At 74.6% G+C, this 24,389-nt stretch carries 25 protein-coding genes; 6 read left to right on the top strand and 19 right to left on the bottom strand.

The window, feature by feature from the left end:
* Window positions 1-278: 278 nt before the first annotated feature.
* From tyrS to argC, 11 genes are all read right to left on the bottom strand, one after another.
* On the bottom strand, window positions 279-1,538 hold the full coding sequence (gene tyrS / locus ATJ88_RS07895) for a tyrosine--tRNA ligase (protein ID WP_098463355.1): 1,260 nt from the start codon (window positions 1,536-1,538) through the stop codon (window positions 279-281).
* A 100-nt stretch (window positions 1,539-1,638) separates the two neighbouring features.
* On the bottom strand, window positions 1,639-2,313 hold the full coding sequence (locus ATJ88_RS07890) for a DNA-3-methyladenine glycosylase (protein ID WP_098463354.1): 675 nt from the start codon (window positions 2,311-2,313) through the stop codon (window positions 1,639-1,641).
* Window positions 2,291-2,932, bottom strand: coding sequence for a uridine kinase family protein (locus ATJ88_RS07885; protein WP_098463353.1), 642 nt, complete (start codon window positions 2,930-2,932; stop codon window positions 2,291-2,293). Before ATJ88_RS07885 ends, ATJ88_RS07890 begins: the two co-directional genes overlap by 23 nt.
* The gene (gene argH / locus ATJ88_RS07880; RefSeq protein ID WP_098463352.1) at window positions 2,933-4,384 is read right to left on the bottom strand and encodes an argininosuccinate lyase; all 1,452 of its coding nucleotides are present in this window, start codon (window positions 4,382-4,384) and stop codon (window positions 2,933-2,935) included. It abuts the gene before it with no gap.
* On the bottom strand, window positions 4,384-5,613 hold the full coding sequence (locus tag ATJ88_RS07875; protein ID WP_098463351.1) for an argininosuccinate synthase: 1,230 nt from the start codon (window positions 5,611-5,613) through the stop codon (window positions 4,384-4,386). Before ATJ88_RS07875 ends, argH begins: the two co-directional genes overlap by 1 nt.
* 46 nt (window positions 5,614-5,659) lie before the next feature.
* On the bottom strand, window positions 5,660-6,193 hold the full coding sequence (locus tag ATJ88_RS07870; RefSeq protein WP_098463350.1) for an arginine repressor: 534 nt from the start codon (window positions 6,191-6,193) through the stop codon (window positions 5,660-5,662).
* Window positions 6,190-7,122, bottom strand: coding sequence for an ornithine carbamoyltransferase (gene argF, locus ATJ88_RS07865; protein ID WP_098463349.1), 933 nt, complete (start codon window positions 7,120-7,122; stop codon window positions 6,190-6,192). Before argF ends, ATJ88_RS07870 begins: the two co-directional genes overlap by 4 nt.
* 1 nt (window position 7,123) lies before the next feature.
* Window positions 7,124-8,371 (bottom strand): acetylornithine transaminase, encoded by a 1,248-nt coding sequence (locus tag ATJ88_RS07860; protein ID WP_098463348.1) that lies wholly within the window; start codon window positions 8,369-8,371, stop codon window positions 7,124-7,126.
* Window positions 8,368-9,357 carry an acetylglutamate kinase gene (gene argB, locus ATJ88_RS07855; protein WP_098463347.1) on the bottom strand — a complete coding sequence of 330 codons (990 nt, stop codon included), beginning with the start codon at window positions 9,355-9,357 and terminating at the stop codon, window positions 8,368-8,370. The genes ATJ88_RS07860 and argB overlap by 4 nt, the downstream gene beginning before the upstream one ends.
* Window positions 9,354-10,544, bottom strand: coding sequence for a bifunctional glutamate N-acetyltransferase/amino-acid acetyltransferase ArgJ (gene argJ / locus ATJ88_RS07850; RefSeq protein ID WP_098463346.1), 1,191 nt, complete (start codon window positions 10,542-10,544; stop codon window positions 9,354-9,356). The genes argB and argJ overlap by 4 nt, the downstream gene beginning before the upstream one ends.
* Window positions 10,541-11,623, bottom strand: a complete 1,083-nt coding sequence (gene argC, locus ATJ88_RS07845; protein ID WP_098463345.1) for an N-acetyl-gamma-glutamyl-phosphate reductase — start codon at window positions 11,621-11,623, stop codon at window positions 10,541-10,543. Before argC ends, argJ begins: the two co-directional genes overlap by 4 nt.
* An 87-nt stretch (window positions 11,624-11,710) precedes the next feature.
* Here argC and ATJ88_RS07840 point away from each other — a divergent pair, with 87 nt between their 5' ends.
* From ATJ88_RS07840 to ATJ88_RS07830, 3 genes are read left to right on the top strand one after another with little or no spacing between them, the layout of a single operon-like run.
* Entirely contained in the window at window positions 11,711-12,694 is a 984-nt protein-coding gene (locus ATJ88_RS07840) for a quinone oxidoreductase family protein (RefSeq protein WP_098463344.1), read from the top strand.
* 44 nt (window positions 12,695-12,738) lie between these two features.
* On the top strand, window positions 12,739-13,539 hold the full coding sequence (locus tag ATJ88_RS07835) for a methyltransferase domain-containing protein (RefSeq protein ID WP_098463343.1): 801 nt from the start codon (window positions 12,739-12,741) through the stop codon (window positions 13,537-13,539).
* Window positions 13,540-13,549: 10 nt separating this feature from the next.
* Complete coding sequence (locus tag ATJ88_RS07830; RefSeq protein WP_098463342.1) at window positions 13,550-14,338, top strand: LLM class F420-dependent oxidoreductase; 789 nt, start codon at window positions 13,550-13,552, stop codon at window positions 14,336-14,338.
* A 74-nt stretch (window positions 14,339-14,412) separates the two neighbouring features.
* On the opposite strand, the gene ATJ88_RS07825 is transcribed toward ATJ88_RS07830, so the two are convergent.
* From ATJ88_RS07825 to infC, 8 genes are all read right to left on the bottom strand, one after another.
* Window positions 14,413-15,291: an SDR family NAD(P)-dependent oxidoreductase gene (locus tag ATJ88_RS07825; RefSeq protein ID WP_245852230.1), complete on the bottom strand. Its 879-nt coding sequence runs from the start codon at window positions 15,289-15,291 to the stop codon at window positions 14,413-14,415.
* A complete protein-coding gene (gene pheT / locus ATJ88_RS07820; RefSeq protein ID WP_098463341.1) occupies window positions 15,284-17,887 on the bottom strand; it encodes a phenylalanine--tRNA ligase subunit beta in 2,604 nt (867 codons plus the stop codon). Before pheT ends, ATJ88_RS07825 begins: the two co-directional genes overlap by 8 nt.
* A complete protein-coding gene (pheS, locus tag ATJ88_RS07815) occupies window positions 17,887-18,948 on the bottom strand; it encodes a phenylalanine--tRNA ligase subunit alpha (protein WP_098463340.1) in 1,062 nt (353 codons plus the stop codon). The genes pheT and pheS overlap by 1 nt, the downstream gene beginning before the upstream one ends.
* Before the next feature lie 35 nt (window positions 18,949-18,983).
* Window positions 18,984-19,628, bottom strand: coding sequence for an RNA 2',3'-cyclic phosphodiesterase (gene thpR / locus ATJ88_RS07810; protein WP_098463339.1), 645 nt, complete (start codon window positions 19,626-19,628; stop codon window positions 18,984-18,986).
* A 25-nt stretch (window positions 19,629-19,653) separates the two neighbouring features.
* On the bottom strand, window positions 19,654-20,529 hold the full coding sequence (locus ATJ88_RS07805) for a TrmH family RNA methyltransferase (RefSeq protein ID WP_098463338.1): 876 nt from the start codon (window positions 20,527-20,529) through the stop codon (window positions 19,654-19,656).
* A 44-nt stretch (window positions 20,530-20,573) separates the two neighbouring features.
* Window positions 20,574-20,957: a 50S ribosomal protein L20 gene (gene rplT / locus ATJ88_RS07800; protein ID WP_098463337.1), complete on the bottom strand. Its 384-nt coding sequence runs from the start codon at window positions 20,955-20,957 to the stop codon at window positions 20,574-20,576.
* 61 nt (window positions 20,958-21,018) lie between these two features.
* On the bottom strand, window positions 21,019-21,213 hold the full coding sequence (rpmI, locus tag ATJ88_RS07795; protein ID WP_098463336.1) for a 50S ribosomal protein L35: 195 nt from the start codon (window positions 21,211-21,213) through the stop codon (window positions 21,019-21,021).
* A gap of 100 nt (window positions 21,214-21,313) precedes the next feature.
* On the bottom strand, window positions 21,314-22,294 hold the full coding sequence (gene infC, locus ATJ88_RS07790; protein WP_245852228.1) for a translation initiation factor IF-3: 981 nt from the start codon (window positions 22,292-22,294) through the stop codon (window positions 21,314-21,316).
* A gap of 285 nt (window positions 22,295-22,579) precedes the next feature.
* Between infC and ATJ88_RS07785 the strand changes: the two genes are divergently transcribed.
* Genes ATJ88_RS07785 through ATJ88_RS07775 form a run of 3 tightly spaced genes read left to right on the top strand, consistent with a single transcriptional unit; the run spans window position 22,580 to window position 24,370 of the window.
* On the top strand, window positions 22,580-22,939 hold the full coding sequence (locus tag ATJ88_RS07785) for a DUF1844 domain-containing protein (RefSeq protein WP_098463335.1): 360 nt from the start codon (window positions 22,580-22,582) through the stop codon (window positions 22,937-22,939).
* 1 nt (window position 22,940) lies between these two features.
* Window positions 22,941-23,618: a hypothetical protein gene (locus tag ATJ88_RS07780; protein WP_245852226.1), complete on the top strand. Its 678-nt coding sequence runs from the start codon at window positions 22,941-22,943 to the stop codon at window positions 23,616-23,618.
* The gene (locus tag ATJ88_RS07775) at window positions 23,615-24,370 is read left to right on the top strand and encodes a S1 family peptidase (RefSeq protein ID WP_425432665.1); all 756 of its coding nucleotides are present in this window, start codon (window positions 23,615-23,617) and stop codon (window positions 24,368-24,370) included. The genes ATJ88_RS07780 and ATJ88_RS07775 overlap by 4 nt, the downstream gene beginning before the upstream one ends.
* Window positions 24,371-24,389: the final 19 nt, after the last annotated feature.

The raw sequence follows: 24,389 nt of genomic DNA, 5'->3' as shown, positions 1-24,389 counted from the left end.
CCCTTCAACCTTACCCGGTTCGACTTCCTCCGTCAAACCCCGCTCTGCGGGACCCGATCGGGAGAGACGTCGCGCCGACGTCCAGGGCACACAACTGTACCTGAGACGAAGGTCTGGGTGGAACACCCGCGGGACCGACCATCCGTGCGCCGGCGATCCGGCACTCGTTGTCCGTTCCTCCCTGTCGGGCGAACGTCGAGAACACTACACATGCCCTGACCTGCGGGACAAATCCGCAGGTCAGGGCATGCGCAGGTGGAGTCCGGGGGGCCGGCAGGTCAGCCCGCGACCCCGACCGCCAGGGTCTTCTTGCCCCGCCGCAGCACCGCGTACCGACCGTGCAGCAGGTCGTCGGCCCCGATCACCGCGTCCTCGCCCACGACCTTGACGTTGTTGACGTACGCGCCGCCCTCCGCGATGGCCCGCCGACCCGCGGCCCGCGAGGCCACCAGGCCGGAACCGACGAGCGCGTCGAGCACCGGCGTGCCCGGCGCGACCTCGGCCCGCGGCAGCTCGTCCGTCGCCGCGCCCAGGGTCGCGGCGTCGAGGTCGGCGAGGTCGCCGCGGCCGAACAGCGCCTGGCTCGCCGCGATCACCGCGTCGGTGGCCGCCTGCCCGTGCACCAGCGTCGTGACGTCCGAGGCGAGGGTCCGCTGCGCCTCGCGAGCACCGGGCCGCTCGCGGACGGCCGTGGCGAGCTCCTCGATCTCCTCGCGCGAGCGGAAGGTGAAGATCTTCAGCCAGGACACCACGTCGGCGTCCGACGCGTTGAGCCAGTACTGGTAGAAGGCGTACGGGCTCATCATGTCCGGCGCGAGCCACACGGCGCCGCCCTCGGTCTTGCCGAACTTGGTGCCGTCCGCCTTGGTGATGAGCGGCGTCGTCATGACGTGCACGGCCTGGCCCTCGGTCTTGCGGATGAGGTCCACGCCCGACAGCAGGTTGCCCCACTGGTCGTTGCCGCCGGTCTGCAGCGTGACGCCGTGGCGCCGGTGGAGCTCGAGGAAGTCGATGCCCTGGAGGATCTGGTAGCTGAACTCGGTGAAGCTGATGCCCTCCTCCGAGTTCAGTCGGCGCGCCACGGTGTCCTTGGCGAGCATCGTCCCGAGCCGGTAGTGCTTGCCCACGTCGCGCAGGAAGTCGATCGCCGACATGTCGGCGGTCCAGTCGAGGTTGTTCACCAGGATCGCGGGATTCTCCCCCTCGAAGTCGAGGAAGCGGGAGACCTGGGCCTTGAGCCGCTCGGTCCAGTCCGCCACCGTTTCCTTGGTGTTGAGCACCCGCTCCCCCGACTGCCGCGGGTCCCCGATGAGCCCGGTCGCACCGCCCACCAGGGCGACGGCCCGGTGCCCGGCCCGCTGCAGGTGGCGCAGCACGACGAGCTGGACGAGGTGACCGTGGTGCAGGCTCGGCGCCGTCGGGTCGAAGCCGCAGTAATAGGTGACCGGACCCGCCGAGAGCGCGTCGCGCAGCGCGGCCTCGTCGGTGGACTGCGCCACCAGGCCCCGCCAGTGCAGCTCGTCGAGAACGTGGGTCACCGTGTGCTCCTTCGATGGATGGGTGCAGCCCGGGCGGGCCGCGCTCCTAGTGTGCCCGACCCGCGCGCCGTCGGCGGACCGGTCCGCGCCCGGTCGGCCCTCAGCGCAGACTGCCGGTCACCGGCCGCCACGCCGACACCGTCGGCTCGTCCACCAGCCACGACCGCCAGGCGAACCGTGCCGGGTCCGCGCCCTCCCCCGCGACGCCCACCCGCGGGCCGGTCGCCACGGTCCGTGGCAGCGGGTCGACCGGCAGGTGCAGCACGAGCGTGCCGTCCGGGTCGGTGACGTCCGCGGAGTCCTGGTCCAGGGCCAGGTCGAGGGCGACGGCGAGGCGGGCCGGTCCCCGCGCGATCTGCCGGTCCGAGTCGCAGCGCCCGGCGGCCTCGCGACGGCTGCGGGCCAGCGACGCGCCCTCGACGACCTCGCCGGCGCGCAGCAGCACCGCCGCGGCGTCACCCGACGGGCCGCACACGACGTTGACGCAGTGGTGCAGACCCAGGTGCCGGTAGACGTAGAGCCGTCCCGGGCGACCGAACATCGAGCGGTTGCGCGCCGTCGGGCCACGGAACGCGTGGGAGGCCGGGTCGTCGACCCCGCCGTACGCCTCGACCTCGGTGATCCGCAGGGTGACGTCGCCGTCGGGGTGGCGGCGCCTCAGGTAGGCGCCGAGCAGGTCGCGGGCGACGGCGTGCACGTCGCGGGCGTACCAGGTGGGTCCGGGCACCTGCCACGGCACGGCGGTGATCCGGTCACCGTCGGTCGACGTGCTCATCGCGCCTCCCTCGCTCGGGCCTCGCCCCGACCGGGCGCCCGACCCCGTCGAGGCGGACGTCGGCCCGGGCGCGCGTCTGCTCCGCAGCGTAGTGCGCGGACTCGTCCCGCATCCAGCGCAGCCAGTGCTCGCGGGCGTCCGTCCCGTCGCGGGCGAGCCCCCGACGCAGGCGCTCGACGTCGTCGGCCTCCACCCACACGCGCAGCGCCGCCCAGGGGTCGACCTGCCGGGCGGCGGCCCCGCAGCCCTCGACGACGAGCACCGGGGCGGGCTCGACGACGTGCTGCTCGGCCCACGTCCCCGACACCCAGTCGTAGCGGTGGTACTCGCCGGCGCGTCCCGCGGCCAGCGGTGCCAGGACGCGCTCGCCCAGCCGGCGGGCGCCGTCGTCCGGTCCGCCGGCCCACCCCTCGTAGAGGTCGTCCATGTGCACGACCTGCGCATCGAGCTCGACGGCGAGCTGGGAGGCCAGGGTGGTCTTGCCGGACCCGGCCGGGCCGTCCACGCAGACGAGCCGGGTGCGTCGCCACGCGGGCGACGCACCCGGCCCGGGCAGGCGTGCCGGCGCCCGGTGCACCCGGTGCACCAGGGACGCCAGCACGTCGGCGTCGACGGTCACTCAGCCCTCGGCCCAGAAGCGGTACTCGGTGGAGCGCTCCTTGGCGGCGTCGAGCTGCTCGGCGACGCGGGCGGGCGCGGTGCCGCCCACGCCGTCGCGCGAGCCGACGGAGCCCTCGACGGTGAGCACCTCGCGCACCTGCGGGGTGAGGTGCCCCGAGATCCGGGCGAGGTCGTCGTCGGTGAGGTCCCACAGCTCGATGCCGCGCTCCTCGCAGACGCGCACGCACGCGCCCGCGACCTCGTGCGCCACGCGGAACGGCACACCCTGGCGCACGAGCCACTCGGCGACGTCCGTGGCGAGCGCGAACCCCTGCGGGGCGAGCTCGGCCATCCGGGCCGTGTCGAACGTGAGGGTGCGGATCATCCCGGCGAACGCGGGCAGCAGGACGGTGAGGGTGTCGACCTGGTCGAACACCGGCTCCTTGTCCTCCTGGAGGTCCCGGTTGTAGGCCAGCGGCAGGCCCTTGAGCGTGGTCATGAGCCCGGTGAGGTCACCGACGAGACGCCCCGACTTGCCGCGCGCGAGCTCGGCGATGTCGGGGTTCTTCTTCTGCGGCATGATGCTCGACCCGGTGGACCACGCGTCGTCGAGCCGGACGAACCCGAACTCCTTGGTGTTCCACAGGATGATCTCCTCGGAGATCCGCGACAGGTCGACGCCGATCATCGCGGCGACGAACGCGAACTCCGCGACGACGTCCCGCGACGCGGTGCCGTCGATGGAGTTCTCGACCGGCCCGTCGAACCCGAGGTCGGCCGCGACGGCGGCCGGGTCGAGGCCGAGCGAGGAGCCCGCGAGCGCCCCCGAGCCGTACGGCGAGCGCGCGGCCCGCACGTCCCAGTCGACCAGGCGGTCGACGTCGCGCAGCAGGGGCCACGCGTGGGCGAGCAGGTGGTGCGCCAGCAGCACCGGCTGGGCGTGCTGGAGGTGCGTGCGACCCGGCATGACGGCATCGCCCGCGGCCTCGGCCTGGGTGATGAGCTCGTCGACGACCGTCAGCAGGTCGACGGCGATCCTGCGGGCGTGCTCGCGCAGGTAGAGCCGCACCTGGGTGGCGATCTGGTCGTTGCGGGAGCGGCCCGCGCGCAGCTTGCCGCCGAGGGCGTCCCCGGCACGTTCCATGAGGCCGCGCTCGAGGGCGGTGTGGACGTCCTCGTCGGCGAGCTGCGGCAGGAAGTCGCCCGCGGCGACGTCCTGCTCCAGCCGGTCGAGGGCGTCGAGCATGCCCGCGAGCTCGGCCTCGTCGAGCAGGCCCGCGGAGTGCAGGACGCGGGCGTGGGCCCGCGACCCGGCGATGTCGTAGGCGGCGAGGCGCCAGTCGAAGTGCGTCGACTGGGACAGGGCCTGCAGCTCCGGCGAGGGGCCGCCGGCGAACCGGCCGCCCCACAGGCTGACCGAGGGGGCGTCGGCGGACACGGCGTCGCCGGACCGCTTCTCGACGTCGGACATCAGAACGACCCCACGCCGAAGTCCACGCCGTTGCCGAACTTCTCGTCGCGGGCGGCGGCCTGCTTGGCGGCGAGGCCGTAGATCTCGATGAAGCCCTTGGCGTGCGACTGGTCGAACGTGTCGCCCTCGTCGTAGGTGGCGAGGTTGAAGTCGTAGAGCGCGGCCTCGGAGCGCCGGCCCGTGACGGTGGCGCGGCCGCCGTGCAGGACGAGGCGCACCTCGCCCGACACGTACTTCTGGGTGTCGGCGATGAACGTGTCGAGGTTCTTCTTCAGGGGGCTGAACCACATGCCGTCGTAGACGAGCTCGGTCCAGCGCTGCTCGACGCCGCGCTTGAAGCGGGCCTGCTCGCGCTCCAGGGTGACGTTCTCGAGCTCCTGGTGGGCGGCGATGAGGGCGATGGCGCCCGGCGCCTCGTACACCTCGCGGGACTTGATGCCGACGAGGCGGTCCTCGACGATGTCGATGCGGCCCACGCCCTGGGCGCCCGCGCGACGGTTCATCTCCTGGATGGCCTGCAGCGGCGTGACGGCGACGCCGTCGAGCGCGACGGGGACGCCCTGGTCGAACGTGATGACGACCTCGTCGGCGACCGGCGGGAACGTCGGGTCGTCGGTGTAGGAGTAGACGTCCTTGGTGGGCTCGTTCCAGATGTCCTCGAGGAAGCCCGTCTCGACGGCGCGGCCCCACACGTTCTGGTCGATGGAGAACGGGTTCTTCTTCGTGGTGGCGATCGGCAGGTCGTGCTTCTCGGCGTAGTCGATCGCCTTCTCGCGGGTGAGCGCGAGGTCGCGCACCGGTGCGATGGAGCGCAGGTCGGGGGCGAGCGAGGTGGTGGCGACCTCGAAGCGCACCTGGTCGTTGCCCTTGCCGGTGCAGCCGTGCGCGACCGTGGTCGCGCCGAACTGGCGGGCCGCGCGCACCATGTGCTTGACGATGACGGGGCGCGAGATCGCCGAGACCAGCGGGTAGCGGTCCAGGTAGAGGCCGTTGGCCTGCAGGGCGGGCATGCAGTACTCCGCGGCGAACTCGTCGCGGGCGTCCGCGACGTAGGCCTCGACGGCCCCGCAGTCGAGGGCGCGCTGGCGGATGACGTTCATGTCCTCGCCGCCCTGGCCGACGTCGACGGCGACGGCGACGACCTCGGCACCGGTGGCCTCGGCGATCCACCCGATGGCGACGGAGGTGTCCAGGCCGCCCGAGTAGGCGAGCACGACGCGATCAGTCATGGGTTCTTCTCTTCCTTGTGGTGCGTACGGGTCGAGTCTTGCAGGCTCAGGCGTCGTGGGACGCGGTGAGCTCGAGGAAGCGGCGCGCGAGGTCCTCGCCGCCGGCGGGGTCGCGGGAGATCACGAGGATCGTGTCGTCCCCGGCGAGGCAGCCCAGCACCCCGGGGAACACGGAGTGGTCGATGGCGGACGCCAGGTAGTTCGCGGCGCCGGGCGGGGTGCGCAGCACCACCTGGTTGCCGGACGCCTCGGCGGACACGAGCAGGTCGGCGCACAGCCGGGCGAGCCGGGCCGCGAGGTAGCCGGTGTCGAGCCCGCCGACGCCCGCGGCCTGGACGCTGCGGTCGCCGCCCTCGCCGGGCACCGCGTAGACGAGCGGGCCGGCGGCGCTGCGCACCTTCTCGGCGCGCAGCTCGACGAGGTCGCGCGAGAGCGTGCCCTGGGTGACGGTGACGCCCTCGTCGGCGAGCGCCCGGGCGAGCTCGGCCTGGGAGTGGATGGCGGTGCGGCGCACGATCTCGACGATGCGGGCGTGGCGGGCCGCCTTGGTCGACGGCGCGCCGGCCGCGGGGGCGCTCACCGGTGCTCCAGGAGGAACGTCAGGACGGCCTTCTGGGCGTGCAGCCGGTTCTCCGCCTCGTCCCACACGACGGACTGGGGGCCGTCGATCACCTCGGCGGTGACCTCCTTGCCGCGGTAGGCGGGCAGGCAGTGCAGGAAGATCGCGTCGGGTGCGGCGAGCGCCATGAGGCCGGCGTCGACCTGGTGGTCGGCGAGCGCGGCGAGCCGGTCGGCGGCCTCGTCCTCGTCCCCCATCGACACCCACGTGTCCGCGGCGACGACGTCCGCGCCGGTCACGGCCGCGCGGGCGTCGGTGGTGACGGTGACGGAGCCGCCGGTCGTCGCGGCGATCTCCTCGGCGCGGGCGACGATCGCGGCGGGCGGCAGGTAGCCCTCGGGGCCGGCGACGACGACGTGCATCCCGGCCGTCGCGCCGCCGAGCAGGTAGGACGCGGCCATGTTGTTCGCGGCGTCGCCGACGTAGGCGAACCGCTGCCCGGCGAGACCGCCGAGACCGCCGTGGTGCTGGGCGACGGTGAGCAGGTCCGCGAGGATCTGGCACGGGTGGAAGTCGTCGGTGAGCGCGTTGACGACCGGCACGCGCGACACGGCGGCCATCTCCTCGAGGCGGTCCTGGCCGAAGGTGCGCCACACGATCGCGGCGACCTGGCGGTCGAGCACGCGGGTGACGTCGGGCACGGACTCGCGCACGCCCACCTGGGCGAGGCGGCCGTCGACCACGAGCGGGAACCCGCCGAGCTCGGCGACGCCCACGGAGAACGACACCTGGGTGCGCAGCGTCGGCTTGTCGAAGACGAGGGCGACGGCCCGCGGGCCCGACAGCGGGGCCCGCAGGAACCGGTCCTCGTGGAAGGCCCAGGCCAGCTCGAGGACCTCGCGCTGCTCGGCGGGGGTGAGGTCGTCGTCGCGCAGGAAGTGGCGAGGCATGTCAGTGCTCCGGGTCGGGGACGGTGACGCCGGCGAAGAACCGGGCGGCGTCGAGGGCCTGGTCGGTGGTGAGGATCAGCGGCGGGGCGAGGCGGACGGCGTCGGGCGCGACGGCGTTGACGACGAACCCGGCCTCCAGCGCCGCGGCCGCGACCTCGGCCGCGACGGGGCGGGCGAGCTGGACCGCGAGCAGCAGGCCGCGGCCGCGCACGCCGGTCACGAGCGGGTTGCCGCCGGCCTCGATCGCGCGGCGCAGGGTCTCGCCGACCTCGACCACGTGGGCGAGCAGCCGGTCGCGCTCGATGACGGCGAGGGTGGCGAGCGCCGCGGCGGCGGCCACGGGGTTGCCCCCGAAGGTGGTGCCGTGCTGGCCGCGGCCGAGCAGGGTGGCCGCGTGCTCGCCGTACGCCACGACGGCGCCCACGGGGAAGCCGCCGCCGAGCCCCTTGGCGAGGGTGACGACGTCGGGCACGACCCCGCCGCCGACCTCCGGGTCCTGGTGGGCGAACCAGTGCCCGGTGCGCCCGACGCCCGTCTGGACCTCGTCCAGGACGAGGAGGGCGCCCGCGTCGGCGGTCAGGCGGCGGGCCAGCGCCAGGTACCCGGCGGGGAGCTCGCGCACCCCCGCCTCGCCCTGGACCGGCTCGACGACCAACCCGCCGACCGCGCCGCGCTCGGCGACTGCCGCCGGCGAGAACGCCTCGACCAGGGCGTCGGTGTCGCCGAACGGCAGGTGCTCGACCCCGCCGGGCAGCGGCTCGAACGGCTCCCGGTAGGCGGCCTTCGCGGTGAGGGCCAGCGCCCCCATCGTGCGGCCGTGGAACCCGCCGTCGAGGGCGAGCACGCGCGGCGCGCCCGTGCGACGGACCATCTTGAACGCCGCCTCGTTCGCCTCCGTGCCCGAGTTGGTGAAGAACACGCGGGAGCCGTCGGGGGCGCCGGCCAGCTGCAGCAGCCGCTCGGCCAGGGTGATCTGCGTGGGCGTGCCGAAGAAGTTCGACACGTGCCCCAGCGTGCCCAGCTGCGCGCTGACCGCCGCGGTGAGGGTCGGGTGGGCGTGCCCGAGGGCGTTCACCGCGATCCCCGCGAGCAGGTCGAGGTACCGCTTGCCGTCGGCGTCCCACACGTACGCGCCCTCGCCACGCACCAGGACGCGCTGCGGCGGGCCGAACGTGTCCATCACGGACCGGGAGTACGCCTGCGTCCAGGCGTCCGAGGACAGCTCGGTGCGGGTCGTCACGTCGGTCATGCGGGGGCCTCCGTCGGGTCGTCCTGCGGGTCGTGCGCGGCGGCGGCGGCGTGGTCGGGGACGACCATCGTGCCGTTGCCCCGGGTGGTGAAGACCTCCAGCAGCACCGAGTGCGCCTGGCGGCCGTCGATGACGGACGCGCGCGGCACCCCGCCCTGCACCGCCCGCAGGCAGGCCTCCATCTTGGGCACCATCCCGGCGCTCAGGCTCGGCAGGAGCGCCGCGAGGTCGCCCGCGCCGATCTGCTCCACCAGCGAGGTCCGGTCCGGCCAGCTCGTGTACAGGCCCTCGACGTCGGTGAGCACGATGAGCTTCTTCGCGCCCAGCGCCACCGCGAGCGCCGCGGCCGCGGTGTCCGCATTGACGTTGAGGACCTGGGTCGGGTCGTCCGCGTCGGGCGCCACGGTGGACACGACCGGGATGCGCCCCGCGGCCAGCAGGTCGAGCACCGCCGACGGGTTGACGTGCACGACGTCGCCGACCAGGCCCACGTCGACCGGCTCGCCGTCGACGACAGCGTGCCGGCGCACCGCGCCGAACAGCCCGGCGTCCTCGCCCGACAGCCCCACGGCCCGGGGTGCGTGCGCGTTGAGGAGCCCCACGAGCTCCCGCTGCACCTGGCCCACCAGCACCATCCGCACCACGTCCATCGCCTCCGGCGTGGTGACGCGCAGGCCGCCGCGGAACTCGGAGTCGATGCCGACCCGGTCCAGCATGGCCGAGATCTGCGGGCCGCCGCCGTGCACCACGACCGGCCGCAGGCCGACCTGGCGCAGGAACACCATGTCCTGCGCGAACGCCGCCTTGAGCTCGTCGTCGATCATCGCGTTCCCGCCGTACTTCACCACGACGAGGGCGCCCGCGAACTCCTGCAGCCACGGCAGGGCCTCGATGAGCACCTCGGCCTTCTGGTCGGGGCGCAGGTCCACCCGCGTGTCGAAGCGGAAGTCGGGGTCGATGCCGGTGCCGGCCGTCTGCTCGCTCATGAGGAGTACGCGCTGTTCTCGTGGACGTAGTCGTGCGTGAGGTCGTTGGTCCAGACCGTCGCCGAGGCGTCCCCGGCGTGCAGGTCGACCTCCACGCGCACCTCGCGCTCCGCGGCGAGGTCGACGAGCTCGCGCGGCTCGCCCACGCCCAGGCCCCGGCACACCTGGACGCCGTTGACCGTCACGTCCAGGGTCAGCGGGTCGAACGGCGCGACGTCGGCGGGGACCGTGCCCACCGCGGACACGATGCGACCCCAGTTGGGGTCGTTGCCGAAGATCGCCGCCTTGAACAGGTTGGACCGCGTCACCGCGCGGGCCACGGCGACCGCCGCGGCCTCGGTCGTCGCGCCGCGCACCGTGACGGCGACGTCGTGGCTCGCGCCCTCGGCGTCCGCGACCAGGGCGCGGGCGAGCGACGCGCACACCTCGGTCACCGCCCCCGTGAGCTCGTCGAGGGAGACCTCGACACCCGACGCGCCCGAGGCGAGCAGGATCACGGTGTCGTTGGTCGACATGCAGCCGTCGGAGTCGACCCGGTCGAACGTCGACCCCGTCGCGGCCCGCAGGGCCGCGTCGGCGGTCGCCGCGTCGACCACGGCGTCCGTCGTCACCACCGACAGCATCGTCGCCAGACCTGGCGCGAGCATGCCCGCACCCTTGGCCATGCCGCCGACGCTCCAGCCGTCGCGCTGCGCGACGGCCTGCTTGGCCACCGTGTCGGTCGTCATGATGGCGTGCGCGGCGGCGTCCCCGCCGTCGGCGGCCAGCGCCAGCGCGGCGGCGTCGACCCCCGCGAGCAGCGCCGGCATGTCGAGGCGCAGCCCGATGAGGCCCGTGGAGCACACCAGCACGTCGCCCGCGCCCACCTCGTCCCACCCGTCCGAGCCCGCCGCGCTCACGGCGTCCGCGACGTGCTCGGCCGTGTGGTGCGTGTCCGCGAAGCCCTCCGGCCCCGTGCACGCGTTCGCACCGCCCGAGTTGAGCACCACGACGCGTGCCGCGCCGTCCGACACCGCCTGGCGCGTCCACAGCACCGGCGCCGCCTGCACGCGGTTCGAGGTCAGCACGGCCGCGGCCGTGGCCAGCGGTCCGTCGTTGACCACCAGCGCGACGTCGCGCGCACCGGTCGACTTCAGGCCGGCGGCGACACCGGCCGCCCGGAACCCACGGGGGGTGGTGACGCTCACGGGGCCACTCCTTCGGTGACGAGGCCGGCCGACTCCGGCAGGCCGAGGGCGAGGTTCATCGCCTGCACGGCCTGACCGGCGGTGCCCTTGACGAGGTTGTCGAGCGCGGTGACCGTCACGACCCGGCCCGCGGCCGCGTCGAGCGCCACCTGCACGAGCGCGGTGTTCGCGCCGAGCGTCGCGGCCGTCGTGGGCCACTGCCCGTCGGGCAGCAGGTCGACGAACGGCTCGGCCGCGTACGCCTGCTCCCACACGGCCCGGACGTCCGCGGCGCTCGCGGTCTCGTGCCCGGGTGCGAGGCGCGCGGTGACGGTCGCGAGGATGCCGCGCGACATCGGCACGAGCGTCGGGGTGAAGCTGATCGTCACGCCCGCGGCTCCGGCGACGCGCAGGTTCTGCGCGATCTCCGGGATGTGCCGGTGGGTGCCGCCCACGGCGTACGGGGCGGCGGCGCCGAGGCCCTCCGCGGCGAGCAGGTGCGGCTTGAGCGCCTTGCCCGCGCCGGAGTAGCCGTTGGCGAGCACCGCGACGACGTCGAGGGGGCTGACGAGCCCGGCGGCGACTCCCGGCTGGAGGCCGAGCGTGACGGCGGTGACGTTGCAGCCGGGCACCGCGATCCGGCGGGCGCCGACGAGGTGCTCGCGCTGGGTCGTGACCGTGCCGTCGGCGGCCGCGTGGAGCAGCTCGGGCAGGCCGTAGGGCCAGGTCCCGGCGTGCGGGGAGCCGTAGAACGCCTCCCAGTCGCCGGCCGAGGCGAGCCGGTGGTCGGCACCGAGGTCGAGGACGAGGACGTCGTCGGGCAGCCGGGCCGCGATCTCCCCGGAGGCGCCGTGGGGCAGGCCGAGCACGACGACGTCGTGGCCCGCGAGCGCCTCGACGGTGGTGGGCTGCAGGACGCGGTCGGCGAGCCCGCGCAGGTGCGGCTGGAGCTCGCCCAGGCGGCTGCCCGCGTTCGAGTGCGCCGTGAGCGTCCCGATCTCGAGGTGGGGGTGTCGGGCGGCGATCCGGAGGAACTCACCGCCCGCGTAGCCGGACGCCCCGGCGACGGCGACGCGGAGTCGCTGCTGTGTGCTGGCCATGGCGCCACTATACATACGTATGCGGAGTGCTCAGAATCTATTCCGCATGCCGGTCGCGGGTGGTGGCACCGGGTTAGTCTCGGACACATGCACGCCGTCGTGGCCCGCAGCGCGGGTGGTCCCGAGGTCCTGTCAGCCGTCGAGCTCCCCGACCCCGCGCCCGGGCCCGGAGACCTGCTCGTGCGGGTCGCCGCCGCCGGGGTCAACTTCATCGACACCTACCGGCGCGCCGGCGTCTACCCCATGGAGTTCCCGCACGTCGTCGGGTCCGAGGGTGCCGGCGTCGTCGAGGCCGTCGGTGCCGACACGACCGGGTTCGCCATCGGCGACCGCGTCGCCTGGGACGCCGCACCCGGGTCGTACGCCGAGCTGGCCGTCGTGCGCGCCGCGAACGCCGTCCGCGTGCCCGACGGCCTCGACCTCACCACCGCCGCCGCGCTCCCCCTGCAGGGCATGACCGCCCACTACCTCGTGGCGTCCACGTTCGAGGTCGGCCCCGGCCACGACGTCCTCCTGCACGCCGGCGCCGGCGGCGTCGGGCTGCTCCTCACCCAGCTCGCCGTCGCACGCGGCGCCCGGGTCATCACCACCGTCTCCACCCCCGAGAAGGCCGCCCTGTCGTCGGCCGCCGGCGCCGCGCACACCATCGACTACGCCCGCATGGACGACGTCACCACCGAGCTGCCCGCCGTCGTGCGGGACCTCACCGACGGCGACGGCGTGCACGTCGTCTACGACGGCGTCGGCGCCGCGACCTTCGACGCATCCCTGGCGTCCCTGCGACGCCGCGGCATGCTCGTGCTGTTCGGCGGCGCGTCCGGGCAGGTGCCGCCGTTCGACCCGCAGCGCCTCAACTCCGGAGGGTCGCTCTACGTCACCCGCCCGACCCTCGCGCACTACACGGCCACCCGGGCGGAGCTGGAGTGGCGCGCGGGCGAGGTGCTCCGGGCCGCCGCCGACGGCGACCTCGACGTCCGCGTCGGCGCCACCTTCCCCCTCGCCGAGGCCGCGGCGGCGCACCGCGCGCTGGAGGGGCGCGCCACGACGGGCAAGGTGCTGCTGCGCCCCTGACCGTCTATCTTGATGTCGAGATACTCGATATCAAGGGAGATGTGATGGCCGACTGGTCCCCCGAGCACTACCTGCGGTACGTCGACGAGCGCTCGCGCCCGTTCACCGAGCTCCTCGCCCGCGTCCCGGGCGACGTCGCGACCGTCGTCGACCTCGGGTGCGGACCCGGCCACCTCACCGGCGTCCTGCGCGCCCGGTGGCCCGCGGCGCACGTCGTCGGCGTCGACTCCTCCCCCGCGATGATCGAGCGCGCCCGCGCCGACGACCCGGACGGCACCTACCTGCTCGGCGACGTCCGCGACCATGCCGCCGGCGGCGTGACCGACGACGCCGACCTCGTCGTGTCCAACGCGACCCTCCAGTGGGTGCCCGGATACCGGGCGCTCCTGCCCGACCTCGCCGACCGCGCCCGGGTCGCCCTCGCGTTCTCCGTCCCCGGCAACCACGACGCCCCGAGCCACGTCCTGCTGCGCGCCGTCGCGGCCCGCGCGCCGTACGCCGACGTCGTCGGGCCCGTCGACCGGCGCGCCGTGGGCGATCCCGCCGACCACCTCGCCGACCTGGCCCGCCCCGGCTGGGAGGTGGACGCCTGGGAGACCACCTACACGCACGTCCTGCCCGACACCGACGACGGCACCCACCCCGTGCTGCGCTGGATCTCCGCCACCGGCGCACAGCCGGTGCTGCACGCCCTCGACGCCCACGACGCCGCGCACGGCACCACCCTGCGGGCGCGGTTCGAGACCGAGCTCGCCGCCGAGCTGTCCGCCGCGTACCCCCGGACGCCCCACGGCACACCGCTGACCTTCCGGCGGGTCTTCACCGTTGCCCGACGCAACGCCTAGGTTGGAGGACATGACCTCCCCCGACGCGCGCCCCGTGCGCATCGCCGTCCAGCTCCAGCCCCAGCACGCCGACTACACGAACATCCGCGACGCCGTCCTGCGCGCCGAGGACCTCGGCGTCGACGTCGTCTTCAACTGGGACCACTTCTACCCGCTCTCCGGAGACCTCGACGGCAAGCACTTCGAGTGCTGGACGATGCTGGGTGCCTGGGCCGAGCAGACCGAGCGCGTCGAGATCGGCGCGCTCGTCACCGGCAACGGGTACCGCAACCCCGACCTCCTGGCCGACATGGCCCGCACCGTCGACCACATCTCCGGCGGCCGCCTCATCCTCGGGATCGGCGCCGGCTGGAACCAGAAGGACTACGACCACTTCGGCTACGACTTCGGCACCGCCGGCTCCCGCATCGCGGCGCTCGCCGAGGCCCTGCCGCGCATCCGCCGCCGTGCGGCGATCGGCAACCCCGCCCCCACCCGCGAGATCCCCCTGCTCATCGGCGGCGGCGGGGAGAAGAAGATGCTGCGCCTCGTGGCGGAGCACGCCGACATCTGGCACTCGTTCGGCGACGCCGCCACCCTGCGCCGCAAGTCCGCGATCCTCGACGACCACGGCGCCGACGTCGGCCGCGACACCGCGACGCTGGTCGAGCGGTCCGTCGGGGTGCAGGGCCCGCCCGCCGAGACCGGCGAGGAGATCCTCGCCGCCGGGGCCACGCTGCTCACCATCGGCGTCGACGGGCCGGACTACGACCTGTCGACCGCCGCGCAGTGGGTCGCCTGGCGCGACGAGCGACGCTGACGGCACCCGCCCGACGACGACGGGGCGCCCGGTCGGTGCGGACCGGGCGCCCCGTGCTGTCGGTGCGGACGGCGTCAGCGTCCGGTGAGCACGTCCGTCATCGGGTCGGCGTCACCGGCGGGCAGCACTCGCAGGTGCCGGGGCGCCGCCACGTCACCCGCCTGGGCCGCGAGGGCGCGCAGCGACTCCGGGGTGTCGTCGGAGACGCGCACGAACCAGCCCGAGCACGCGTCGAGCTCGCCGCGCGCGAACGCCACCGCCACGTCCACGGTCCGCTCGACGGGGGTCCACTCGGTGCGACCCTCGTGCATGCGCATCGCGGCCGTCATGTCGGTGGTGACGACGCCCGGCGCGAGCTCGAGGGTGCGCAGCTCCTGGTCGTGACCCGCGGCGTGCAGGTGGTGCCCCAGCCGCATGAGGGCCGTCTTGGACAGGTTGTAGGCGCTCGACACCGTCATGTCGTGCGAGCCCGACCCGCTGTTGAGGTCGATCACGCGCCCGCCACCCCGGGCGAGCATGCCCGGCACCACGTGGCGCACGAGCAGGAACGGGCCACGGACGTTGGTCTCCATGACCTGCCACCACTCGTCGACGTCGGCCTCCCAGGCGGGGACCTCGGCGTCGATGCGGCCGGCGTTGTTGACCAGCAGGTCCACGCCGCCCAGGCCGCCCTCGGCGACCGGGGACTCGGCGAGCCGCACCGCGGCCGCCACCCCCGGGACGTCGGTGACGTCGCAGGGCAGCACGACGGCCCGCCGCCCGATCGCGCCGACCTCGTCCGCGACCGAGCCGAGCAGCGCCTCGTCACGGGCCAGCAGCGCCACGTCCAGGCCTGCGCGCGCCAGGCCGAGCGCGACCGCACGGCCGATGCCGCGGGTCGCGCCCGTCACCAGCGCCGTGCGGGCGGGCCGCACCGTGTCGACCGTCGCCGGTGCGTCCACGGCGTCAGCCACGCAGGACCGCCCCCACGCGCTCGGCGGCGGCCTTCACGACGCCGTCGCGCACCCCGCGCACGTCGTCGGCGGACAGCGTGCGGTCGGCCGCGCGCAGGCGCAGCGAGTACGCCAGGGACTTCTTGCCCTCGCCCACCTGGGTGCCCGTGAAGACGTCGAACAGGCGGACGTCCTCCAGCAGCTCCCCGGCGCCGGCCACGACCGCGGCCTCGACCTCGGCCGCGGGGACCGCGGCGTCCACGACGAACGCGAAGTCCTCCTTCGCCGCCGGGAACGCGGACACCGGGCGCGCCGCGACCGGCTCGCCGCCCGCCGCCTCGACGAGGAGCGACAGGTCGAGCTCGAACGCCGCCGTCCGCGCGGGCAGGCCGAGCGCCTCGACGACCTTGGGGTGCAGCTCGCCGGCGTGACCGACGACCCGGCCGTCCGTCGTCGCGATCCGCGCGCAGCGACCGGGGTGCCACGGCATCCGCTCGGCGTCGTTGGCCACGACCACCTCGACGCCCGCCACCTCGGCGACCGTCCGCGCGGCCGCCAGGGCGTCCGTCCAGTCGGCCGGGCGTCCCGCGCCCCACCAGCCGGCGGGCACGCGATTCCCCGAGAGCACCCCGGCCACCTGGCGCGGCTGGGGCGGGACCGCGGCGTCGAGCGCGGCCAGGTCGGCCGCGCTCGGCCGCACCCCTACCGGCAGCTGCGGGGCCGCCGGGGCGTCCGGTGCCGGGTGCGTCACCAGACCGAGCTCGAAGACCGCGACGTCGTCCAGACCGCGCGCCACGTTGCGGCGCGCGGTGTCCAGCAGCGTCACGAGCACGCTCGTGCGCATCAGGGGGCGGTCGTCCGCGATGGGGTTCGCCAGGCGCAGGGCCGTGCGGCGCGCGTCGTCGGCGGGCAGCCCGAGGGCGTCCAGGTCCGCCTGGCCCACGAACGGGTACGACAGCACCTCGACCAGCCCGGCGTCCGCCAGGGCGCGGGCCACCGAGCGGCGCGTGCGCTGCTCCGGGGTCAGGCCGCGACCGCCCGGCGCGGCGGGCAGGACCGACGGGATCTGGTCGTAGCCGACGATCCGCACGACCTCCTCGACCAGCGTCGCGGGCTCGGTGAGGTCCGGCCGCCAGGACGGCGGCGTCACCTCGACGAGCAGGCCGTCGCCGGCACCCTCGACGTCCGCCACCGTGCAGCCGATCTCGCCGAGCGTGCCGACGACCTGCTCGCGGGTGTACGGCACGCCCGCCGTGCGCGCCGGGAGCGTGACGTCGAACGTGATCGGCGCGGGCGCCGTCGTCGTGTCGAGATCGCTCACCGCGGTGTCCGCGGTGCCGCCCGCCAGCTCCACGAGGAGGTCGACGACGCGCTGCGCCGCCACCGCCGGGAGCCGCGGGTCCACGCCGCGCTCGAAGCGCTTGGCCGCCTCGGAGGGCAGCTTGTGGCGGCGGGCCGTGCGAGCCACGCTCACCGGGTCGAAGTGCGCGGCCTCGACCAGCACGTCCGTCGTCGTGGCCGAGACCTCGGACGACGCACCGCCCATGACGCCCGCGAGCCCCAGCACGCGCGCACCGCGCGCACCGTCCGGCGAGTCCGTGATGAGCAGGTCCTGGACGTCCAGGGCGCGGTCGACGTCGTCCAGCGTCGTCAGCCGCTCACCCGCCGTCGCGCGACGCACCACGACAGGGGCCGCCACCTGGGCGAGGTCGTAGGCGTGCAGCGGCTGCCCGAGGTCGAGCATGACGTAGTTCGTCACGTCCACGGCCAACGAGATCGAGCGCATGCCCGACCCCTCGAGGCGACGCTTCATCCACGCCGGGGTCGGTGCCGCCGGGTCGATCCCGCGCACGACGCGGGTGACGAACCGGTCGCAGCCGACGCGGCCGTCGATCGGCGCGGCGTCGTCCACCTCGACGACGAACCCGTTCGGCGTCGCGGCGGGCTCGGCGCCCGTGGGCAGACCCTTGTCCGTGAACGTCGCGCCGGTGGAGTGCGCGTACTCGCGCGCCACGCCCCGGTAGCTGAACGCGTACCCGCGGTCCGGGGTCACGTTGATCTCGAGCACCTCGTCACCGAGGCCCAGCAGCTCGGTGGCCGACTGGCCGGGCGTGAGGTCCGCCTCGGCGAACCCGGCACGGGTGAGCACGAGGATGCCGTCGTGGTCGTCGCCGATGCCGAGCTCGCGCACCGAGCAGATCATGCCGTCCGACACGTGGCCGTACGTCTTGCGGGCCGCGATGGCGAACCCGCCGGGCAGCACAACGCCCGGCAGCGACACCACGACGAGGTCGCCGACGCCGAAGTTGTGCGCGCCGCACACGACGCCGCGCGCACCGCCGGCCGGCACGTCGGCGTCGTCGACGCCCTTGACCTGCGTCGCGTTGTGCTCCGGGCCGACGTCGACCAGGCACCAGTTGATCGTCTTGCCGTTCTTCTGCGGCTCCGGCGTCATGGCCAGGACGCGACCCACCACCAGCGGACCGGTGACGGCCGCCGGGTGGATCTCCTCCTCCTCCAGGCCGACGCGCACGAAGTCCGCCGCGAGCTGCTCCGTGGTCAGGTCCGCCGGCAGCTCGACGTGGTCGGCCAGCCAGTCGGCAACGATGCGGGGCATCAGATCTCCGTCCCGAACTGCGAGGAGAAGCGCACGTCGCCCTCCACGATGTCGTGCATGTCAGCGATGGAGTGGCGCAGCATCAGCGTGCGCTCGATCCCCATCCCGAAGGCGAAGCCCGAGTACTCCTCGGGGTCCACCCCGGCGGCCCGCAGGACGTTCGGGTGGACCATGCCGCAGCCGCCCCACTCGATCCAGCCCGCGCCGCCCTTCTTCTGCGGGAACCACAGGTCCATCTCGGCGCTCGGCTCCGTGAAGGGGAAGAACGCCGGGCGCAGCCGCGTCCTCGCCTCCGGCCCGAACATCGCCCGCGCGAACGCGTCGAGGGTGCCCACGAGGTTCGCCATCGTCAGGCCCTTGTCGACCGCGAGTCCCTCGACCTGGTGGAACACCGGCGTGTGCGTCGCGTCCAGGGCGTCCGTGCGGAACGTCTTGCCCGGCACGGCGACGTACAGCGGCGCCCCCCGCGACAGCATCGAGCGGGCCTGCACCGGGGACGTGTGCGTGCGCAGGACGAGGTTGTTCGGCTCGCCCGCCGGGGACTGCGCGTAGAACGTGTCCTGCATCTGCCGCGCCGGGTGGTCCGGACCGAAGTTCAGCGCGTCGAAGTTGAACCACTCGGCCTCGACCTCGGGACCGTCCGCGATCTCCCAGCCGAGCCCCACGAAGAAGTCCGCGACCCGCTCCTGGACCAGCTCGATCGGGTGCCGCGCACCGCGCGCGACCCGGTCGGTCGGCAGGGTGACGTCGACCGTCTCGGTGACCAGCACGCGCGCGTCGCGCTCCGCCTCCAGCTCCGTCTGCCGGGCGGCGAGGGCCTGGTTGAGCCGGGCCCGGCGCGGGCCGACGTTCTTGCCCGCCTGCGCCTTGTCCGGGCCGGGCAGCGCGCCGATCGCGCGGTTCGCCAGCGCCAGCGCGCTGCGGTCGCCCGTGTGGCGGGTGCGGACGTCCTTGAGGGCGTCGAGGTCCGACGCCGCGGCGACGTCGGCCAGCGCGGCGTCGACGGCCGCGTCGAGCGCGGCGACGTCCAGCGGGTCGGGAAGTGGTGCGGGCGCGGACATGCGGGCCTTCCTGGAGGGTCGGTGGGGCGGCAGGGTCAGTCTAGGTGCCCGGGCAGGGCCGCGCGGGCCACCACCTCGTGCGCCGGACCGCCCGAGCGGCCCTCGCCGAGACGCGAGGCGACCACGAGGACCTCCCCGACCGTCCACCCCGGTCCCCGGTACACCGCCAGGGCGTGCGCCCACCGGCCGAACGGCGACGCGGGCTCCTGCTCCGGCTCGCCCCGGCGTCGCCGACGACGCTCGCGCGCCCGGTCCGCACCGACGACGGACGCCGAGGCCCGCGCGACGGTGAGGTGGGGTCGCCCCGCCACCCGGTCCGTGCCGGACACGCCCGCGTCCGCGGCGGCGTCGTCGACGCGCCGGGCGAGGGAACGCAGGGCGTCGACGTCACCGCCGACGCCGACCCACAGCGTGCGGCCGGAGAACGTGCCGCTGCCCGCCAGGGCGAGGTCGAAGGGCCCGACGTCGGCCACGGCGTCGCCGAGCGCGTCGACGTAGCCGTCGACCGCACCGTCGGGGACCTCGCCGTGGAAAGCGAGGGTGACGTGCCGCTGCTCGCGCGGCACCCAGCGCAGCCCGGTTCCCGGGTCCGCGACGGCCGGGCCGCCGACGCCGCCGAGCGCGCCGTCGAGGTGGGTGAGGGACTCCGGGGACGGGTAGACCGCCGAGAAGAGACGCACGCCGCGATGCTAGCGGCCGCGTCCGTCAGCGCTGGGCGCGACCGGAGGCGTAGAGGCAGACGGTCGCCGCGGTGGCGAGGTTCAGCGACTCGGCGCGGCCCCGGATCGGGACGCGCACGACGGCGTCGGCCAGGGCGCGGTCCGCTGCGGGCAGACCCCACGCCTCGTTGCCGAACACCCACGCGGTGGACGCGGCGAGGTCCGGGACGCCCGCGGCGCGGTCCGCGGCCGGGCCCGCCACGTCGCCGAGCTCGTCGAGGTCGAGGTCGCCGGCGCCGTCGGCCGCCAGGACCGTGCAGCCGGCCTCGCGCACGGCGGCGACCGTCTCGGCGAGGGTCGGCCCCGTCACGACGGGCAGGTGGAACAGCGAGCCCGCGGTCGAACGGACCACCTTGGGGTTGTGCACGTCGACGCTCTCGCCCGCGAGGACCACGAGGTCCGCGCCCGCGGCGTCCGCGGCGCGGATCACCGTGCCCGCGTTGCCGGGGTCGCGCACGGTGGCGAGCACGGCGACCAGCAGGGGACGGCCCGCCTCCCGCCGGGAGGTGGCGAGCGTGCCGAGCGCGTCGGGCAGCGGCCACGACCGGGCCCGGACGACCGCCAGGACGCCCTGCGCGTCGGAGCTCATCGCGTCCAGCACCTCGGGCGTGCCGACGTGGACCCGCATGCCCGCGTCGAGGGCTGCGGCGAGGATCTCGTCGTACCGGGCGGCGGCGGCCTCGGTGAGGTACACGTCGCGGACGTCCTGCGAGGCGTGCCGCACGGCCTCGCGGACGCCCTGGGGTCCCTCGACGAGGAACTGGCCGTGCCTGGAACGCGCAGGACGCCCGGACAGCGCCCTGACCTGCTTGACCCGGTCCGCCCGCGGGTTGGCGAGCGTGAGGTCGGGGATGCGGTGCATCGAGGTCAGGGGTGTCCGGGCGTCCGGGGGTGCGACAGGGACGCTCAGGCGGCCTTGGGCGCGTTGACGTCCTCGGGGAGGGCGTCCTTCGCGACCTGGACCAGCGCGTTGAAGGCGGCGATGTCGTTGACGGCCAGCTCCGCCAGGAGACGACGGTCGACCTCGACACCCGCGGCCTTGAGGCCCTGGATGAGGCGGTTGTAGGTCAGACCCTGCGCACGCGCGGCGGCGTTGATGCGCTGGATCCACAGCTTGCGGAAGTCGCCCTTCTTGGCCTTCCGGTCGCGGTACGAGTAGACGAAGGAGTGGGTGACCTGCTCCTTGGCCTTGCGGTACAGGCGCGAACGCTGGCCGCGGTAACCGCTGGCGCGCTCGAGGGTCGTACGGCGCTTCTTGTGGGCGTTGACAGCCCGCTTCACGCGTGCCACGTGATGCTCCTTGCAGTTCGGGTCGGTCGGTGGCCCCGGCGGGTCGGACCCGCCGGAAGACTCACTTGCCGAGCAGCTTCTTGATCTTCTTGACGTCCGCCGGCGCGACCTCCTGGTCGAGCGCGAGGCGGCGGGTGCGGCGGGTCGACTTGTGCTCGAACAGGTGGCGGCGGTTGGCCTGCTCGCGCATGACCTTCCCCTTGCCGGTGACCCGGAAGCGCTTCTTGGCGCCGGAGTGCGTCTTGTTCTTCGGCATGACTGCCGTCTCTCCTCATGTCGGTCACCCGCCGGTGAGGGCGGGGACGTGGTGCTGACCGTGGCCGGTGCGCCGACCCGGTGTCAGATGGGCTGTGGGCTCAGGCCCTCGGGCCCGGGCGGGGTGCCGGGCGCGGCGCGGGCCGCGGGGCTGCCGGGCGCGGGGTCGCGGCCTTGGGCGCTGCGGCCTTCGGGGCCGCGGCCTGGGGGGCGGCCTTCGGAGTGGCGGGACGCGGAGCCGGGGCGGCCGGCTGCTTGGCGCGAGGTGCCGGGGCCGGCTTCTCCTCGACCACCGGCGCGGCCTCGACGACCTCGGGCTCGGCGACGACCTCGGGCGCGGACTCGACCACGGCCTCGGTCTCGACCGCCTCGACGACGTCGGTCTCGACCTCGTCCATCGGCTCGTCGCCGCTCTGGGCGCGGGCCTCGGCCTTGACCTCGGACTTGGTCTTGCGCTGGGCGTTGACCTCGGCGGAGCGCTTGCGCTGCTCGATCTTGGCCTCGGCCTTCTTCTTCACCGGGCCCAGGACCATCGTCATGTTGCGGCCGTCCTGCTTCGGCATCGACTCGACGAAGCCGAGCTCCGCGACGTCGTCCGCGAGACGCTGCAGCAGGCGCACACCCATCTCGGGGCGGGACTGCTCACGGCCACGGAACATGATCATGACCTTGACCTTGTCGCCCGCGGACAGGAACCGGGTGACGTGGCCCTTCTTGGTCTCGTAGTCGTGCGGGTCGATCTTCAGGCGGAACCGGATCTCCTTGAGGAGGGTGTTCGCCTGCTTCCGGCGCGCCTCGCGCGCCTTCATGTCGGACTCGTACTTGAACTTCCCGTAGTCCATGAGCTTGCAGACCGGCGGACGGGCGTCCGGGGCGACCTCGACGAGGTCGAGATCGGCGTCCTGGGCAAGCTTCAGGGCGACTCCCGTGGCGACCACGCCGACCTGTTCCCCGCCCGGGCCGATGAGCCGGACCTCGGGGACGCGGATCCGGTCGTTGATGCGAGGCTCGCTGATGGTGGTGCTCCTCGAACTCGTGGTGGCGACCGCCAGGAACGAGGAAGGCCCCCGTCCTGGATGCAAGACGGAGGCCACCACTACCGGGCGCACGACGACGGGTCGTCGAGCGACATGGACGACGAAGCCGCCGTCCGACCGGACCCGGACCCTGTCGGCGCGGTGCGCCCGTCGGGACTCGGGTGGGATGATCTCCACTTGCGACACCCGGCCGCTGGGCGGTCGGGTCGGTCAGCACACAAGGCTAGCACGGACCGGTCCGCCACCGGCGGTCCCGACCGTCGACCGCGGTGTCAGATCGGTCACGCACGGCGGATCCGCGCGGGCCCGCGGGGGTGCCAAGATGGTCCCATGAGCTCCAGCCCCACCGAACCCGGCGACACGACCGCCGCCACCCGCGACATCGCGGACGTCGCCGCCGTCGAGGTCATCACCACCGCCGCCGTCCACCTCATGAGCGCCGCCGCCGTCAAGTGCGGCCTCGCGGACGACGCCGACGCCCAGGACCACCTCGACCTCGACGAGGCGCGCAAGCTGATCACCGCGCTCGCCGCGCTCGTCACCGCGTCCGCGCCGGACGTCGGCAACCAGCACGCCCGCTCGCTGCGGGACGGCGTCCGCTCCCTCCAGCTCGCCTTCCGCGAGGCGTCCGTCATCCCCGACGCCCCCGGCGAGGGCCCCGGCGAGAAGTACACGGGTTCCGTCGTCTGACATGACCGAGCCGACGCCGCCCCCGGTGCCCGCGCCGACCGCCCCGACCGGCGCCGGCCGGACCGCGGGCGCGTCGACGGCGGCCGGGCCCGAGGGCGGCGCCGCGGCGGACGGCACCGGCGGTGCCGACATCGGGCGCAGCGCCACGGGCCGCCGGCGCCGACGTCGGCCGGGACGCCGCGCGACGGTGACCGCCGTCGTCCTCGCCGTGGCGCTGCTGGCCGCGCTCGTGCTGGCCGGCTACCTGTGGCGGGCCACCACCGCGTGGCAGGAGCACGCCGCCACCTGGGAGGGCTCCGCCCGGGACCACGCCGCCCAGGTCGCGGACCTCCAGGCACGGCTCGAGGGCGCGCAGACCGACCTGTCGCTCACGCAGGAGCAGCTCGAGACCGCGACCGCCCGGATCACCGCGCTCGCCGACGAGAAGGCGCAGCTCGGCGACGAGCAGGTCGTGGCCGAGCAGTACCTCGACTACCAGCGACGCGTGAGCGAGGCGGCGGGCGTCGTCGCCACCGCCCTCGGTCAGTGCACGTCCGCGCAGTCCCAGCTCATCGGCTACCTCGGCAACAGGGAGGCGTACGATCCCGCCGACCTCGACCGGTTCGCGGCCGACGTGCAGGCGCTGTGCGACGAGGCGAACGACGCCAACACCCAGCTCCAGCAGGAGCTGGCCGGGTGAGGGCCCGCCCCCGTGGCCGCGCCGCGGCTCGGCCGGTCCGCGCGGCGGCCGGTGCGGTGACGCTCCTGACGTTGGCCGCGTGCGGCGCGCTGCCCGCGATGCCGCCACCCGTCCCGGACGACATCGTGCCCAGCGCCGCGGCGCCCGCGTTCGCCGACGGCGCCCGCGAGAACCTCTCCCCCGACGGCTTCGACACGGTGCAGCGCATGGCCGTGCGCGTGCGCAACGTCGGGTGCGACGCCCTGTCCACGGGGTCCGGGTTCGCGATCGACGAGCACACCCTCATCACCAACCGGCACGTCGTGGCGGGCAACGAGTCGTTGCAGGTGAGCACCTACGACGGTCGGGACATCGACGTGGCCGCGGCCAGCGCCGCCGAGCTCGCCGACCTGGCGCTCGTGCGCACGAGCGACGACCTGCCGTCGTACCCGGAGATCTCCGTGCGCGACCCCGAGGCGGGCGACGACGTCACCGTGGTCGGCTACCCGTCGGGCGGTCGGCTCACCGTCACCACCGGCCGGGTGGTGGGCACGACGACCGACCCCTTGCACGAGAACCTGGGCGAGGTGCTGGTCACCGACGCCGTGGTCGAGCCCGGGTCGTCGGGGTCCGCGGCGCTCGACGACGCCGGCGATGTCATCGGGGTGGTCTACGCCAAGACGTCGGACGGGAGCTCGCTCGTGGTGCCGGCGTCCACGCTGCGCGACCTGCTGGCGGACACCTCGGCGTTCGCCGAGCTGCCCGCCTGCTGACCGCCGCGCGGGACCGCAC

This window comes from Isoptericola jiangsuensis (assembly GCF_002563715.1).
GTDB classification, from domain to species: Bacteria; Actinomycetota; Actinomycetes; order Actinomycetales; family Cellulomonadaceae; genus Isoptericola; species Isoptericola jiangsuensis.
Note: the sequence above shows the minus strand (reverse complement) of the source record. Positions and strands in the feature narration are given on the sequence as shown.

Coding starts and splice junctions, on each gene's coding strand:
- ATJ88_RS07890 (WP_098463354.1), bottom strand. CDS start 2,313: ATGAGCACGTCGACCGACGGTGACCGGATCACCGCCGTGCCGTGGCAG.
- argH (WP_098463352.1), bottom strand. CDS start 4,384: ATGTCCGACGTCGAGAAGCGGTCCGGCGACGCCGTGTCCGCCGACGCC.
- ATJ88_RS07875 (WP_098463351.1), bottom strand. CDS start 5,613: ATGACTGATCGCGTCGTGCTCGCCTACTCGGGCGGCCTGGACACCTCC.
- argF (WP_098463349.1), bottom strand. CDS start 7,122: ATGCCTCGCCACTTCCTGCGCGACGACGACCTCACCCCCGCCGAGCAG.
- ATJ88_RS07860 (WP_098463348.1), bottom strand. CDS start 8,371: ATGACCGACGTGACGACCCGCACCGAGCTGTCCTCGGACGCCTGGACG.
- argB (WP_098463347.1), bottom strand. CDS start 9,357: ATGAGCGAGCAGACGGCCGGCACCGGCATCGACCCCGACTTCCGCTTC.
- argC (WP_098463345.1), bottom strand. CDS start 11,623: ATGGCCAGCACACAGCAGCGACTCCGCGTCGCCGTCGCCGGGGCGTCC.
- ATJ88_RS07840 (WP_098463344.1), top strand. CDS start 11,711: ATGCACGCCGTCGTGGCCCGCAGCGCGGGTGGTCCCGAGGTCCTGTCA.
- ATJ88_RS07835 (WP_098463343.1), top strand. CDS start 12,739: ATGGCCGACTGGTCCCCCGAGCACTACCTGCGGTACGTCGACGAGCGC.
- ATJ88_RS07830 (WP_098463342.1), top strand. CDS start 13,550: ATGACCTCCCCCGACGCGCGCCCCGTGCGCATCGCCGTCCAGCTCCAG.
- pheT (WP_098463341.1), bottom strand. CDS start 17,887: ATGCCCCGCATCGTTGCCGACTGGCTGGCCGACCACGTCGAGCTGCCG.
- pheS (WP_098463340.1), bottom strand. CDS start 18,948: ATGTCCGCGCCCGCACCACTTCCCGACCCGCTGGACGTCGCCGCGCTC.
- ATJ88_RS07805 (WP_098463338.1), bottom strand. CDS start 20,529: ATGCACCGCATCCCCGACCTCACGCTCGCCAACCCGCGGGCGGACCGG.
- rpmI (WP_098463336.1), bottom strand. CDS start 21,213: ATGCCGAAGAACAAGACGCACTCCGGCGCCAAGAAGCGCTTCCGGGTC.
- ATJ88_RS07785 (WP_098463335.1), top strand. CDS start 22,580: ATGAGCTCCAGCCCCACCGAACCCGGCGACACGACCGCCGCCACCCGC.
- ATJ88_RS07780 (WP_245852226.1), top strand. CDS start 22,941: ATGACCGAGCCGACGCCGCCCCCGGTGCCCGCGCCGACCGCCCCGACC.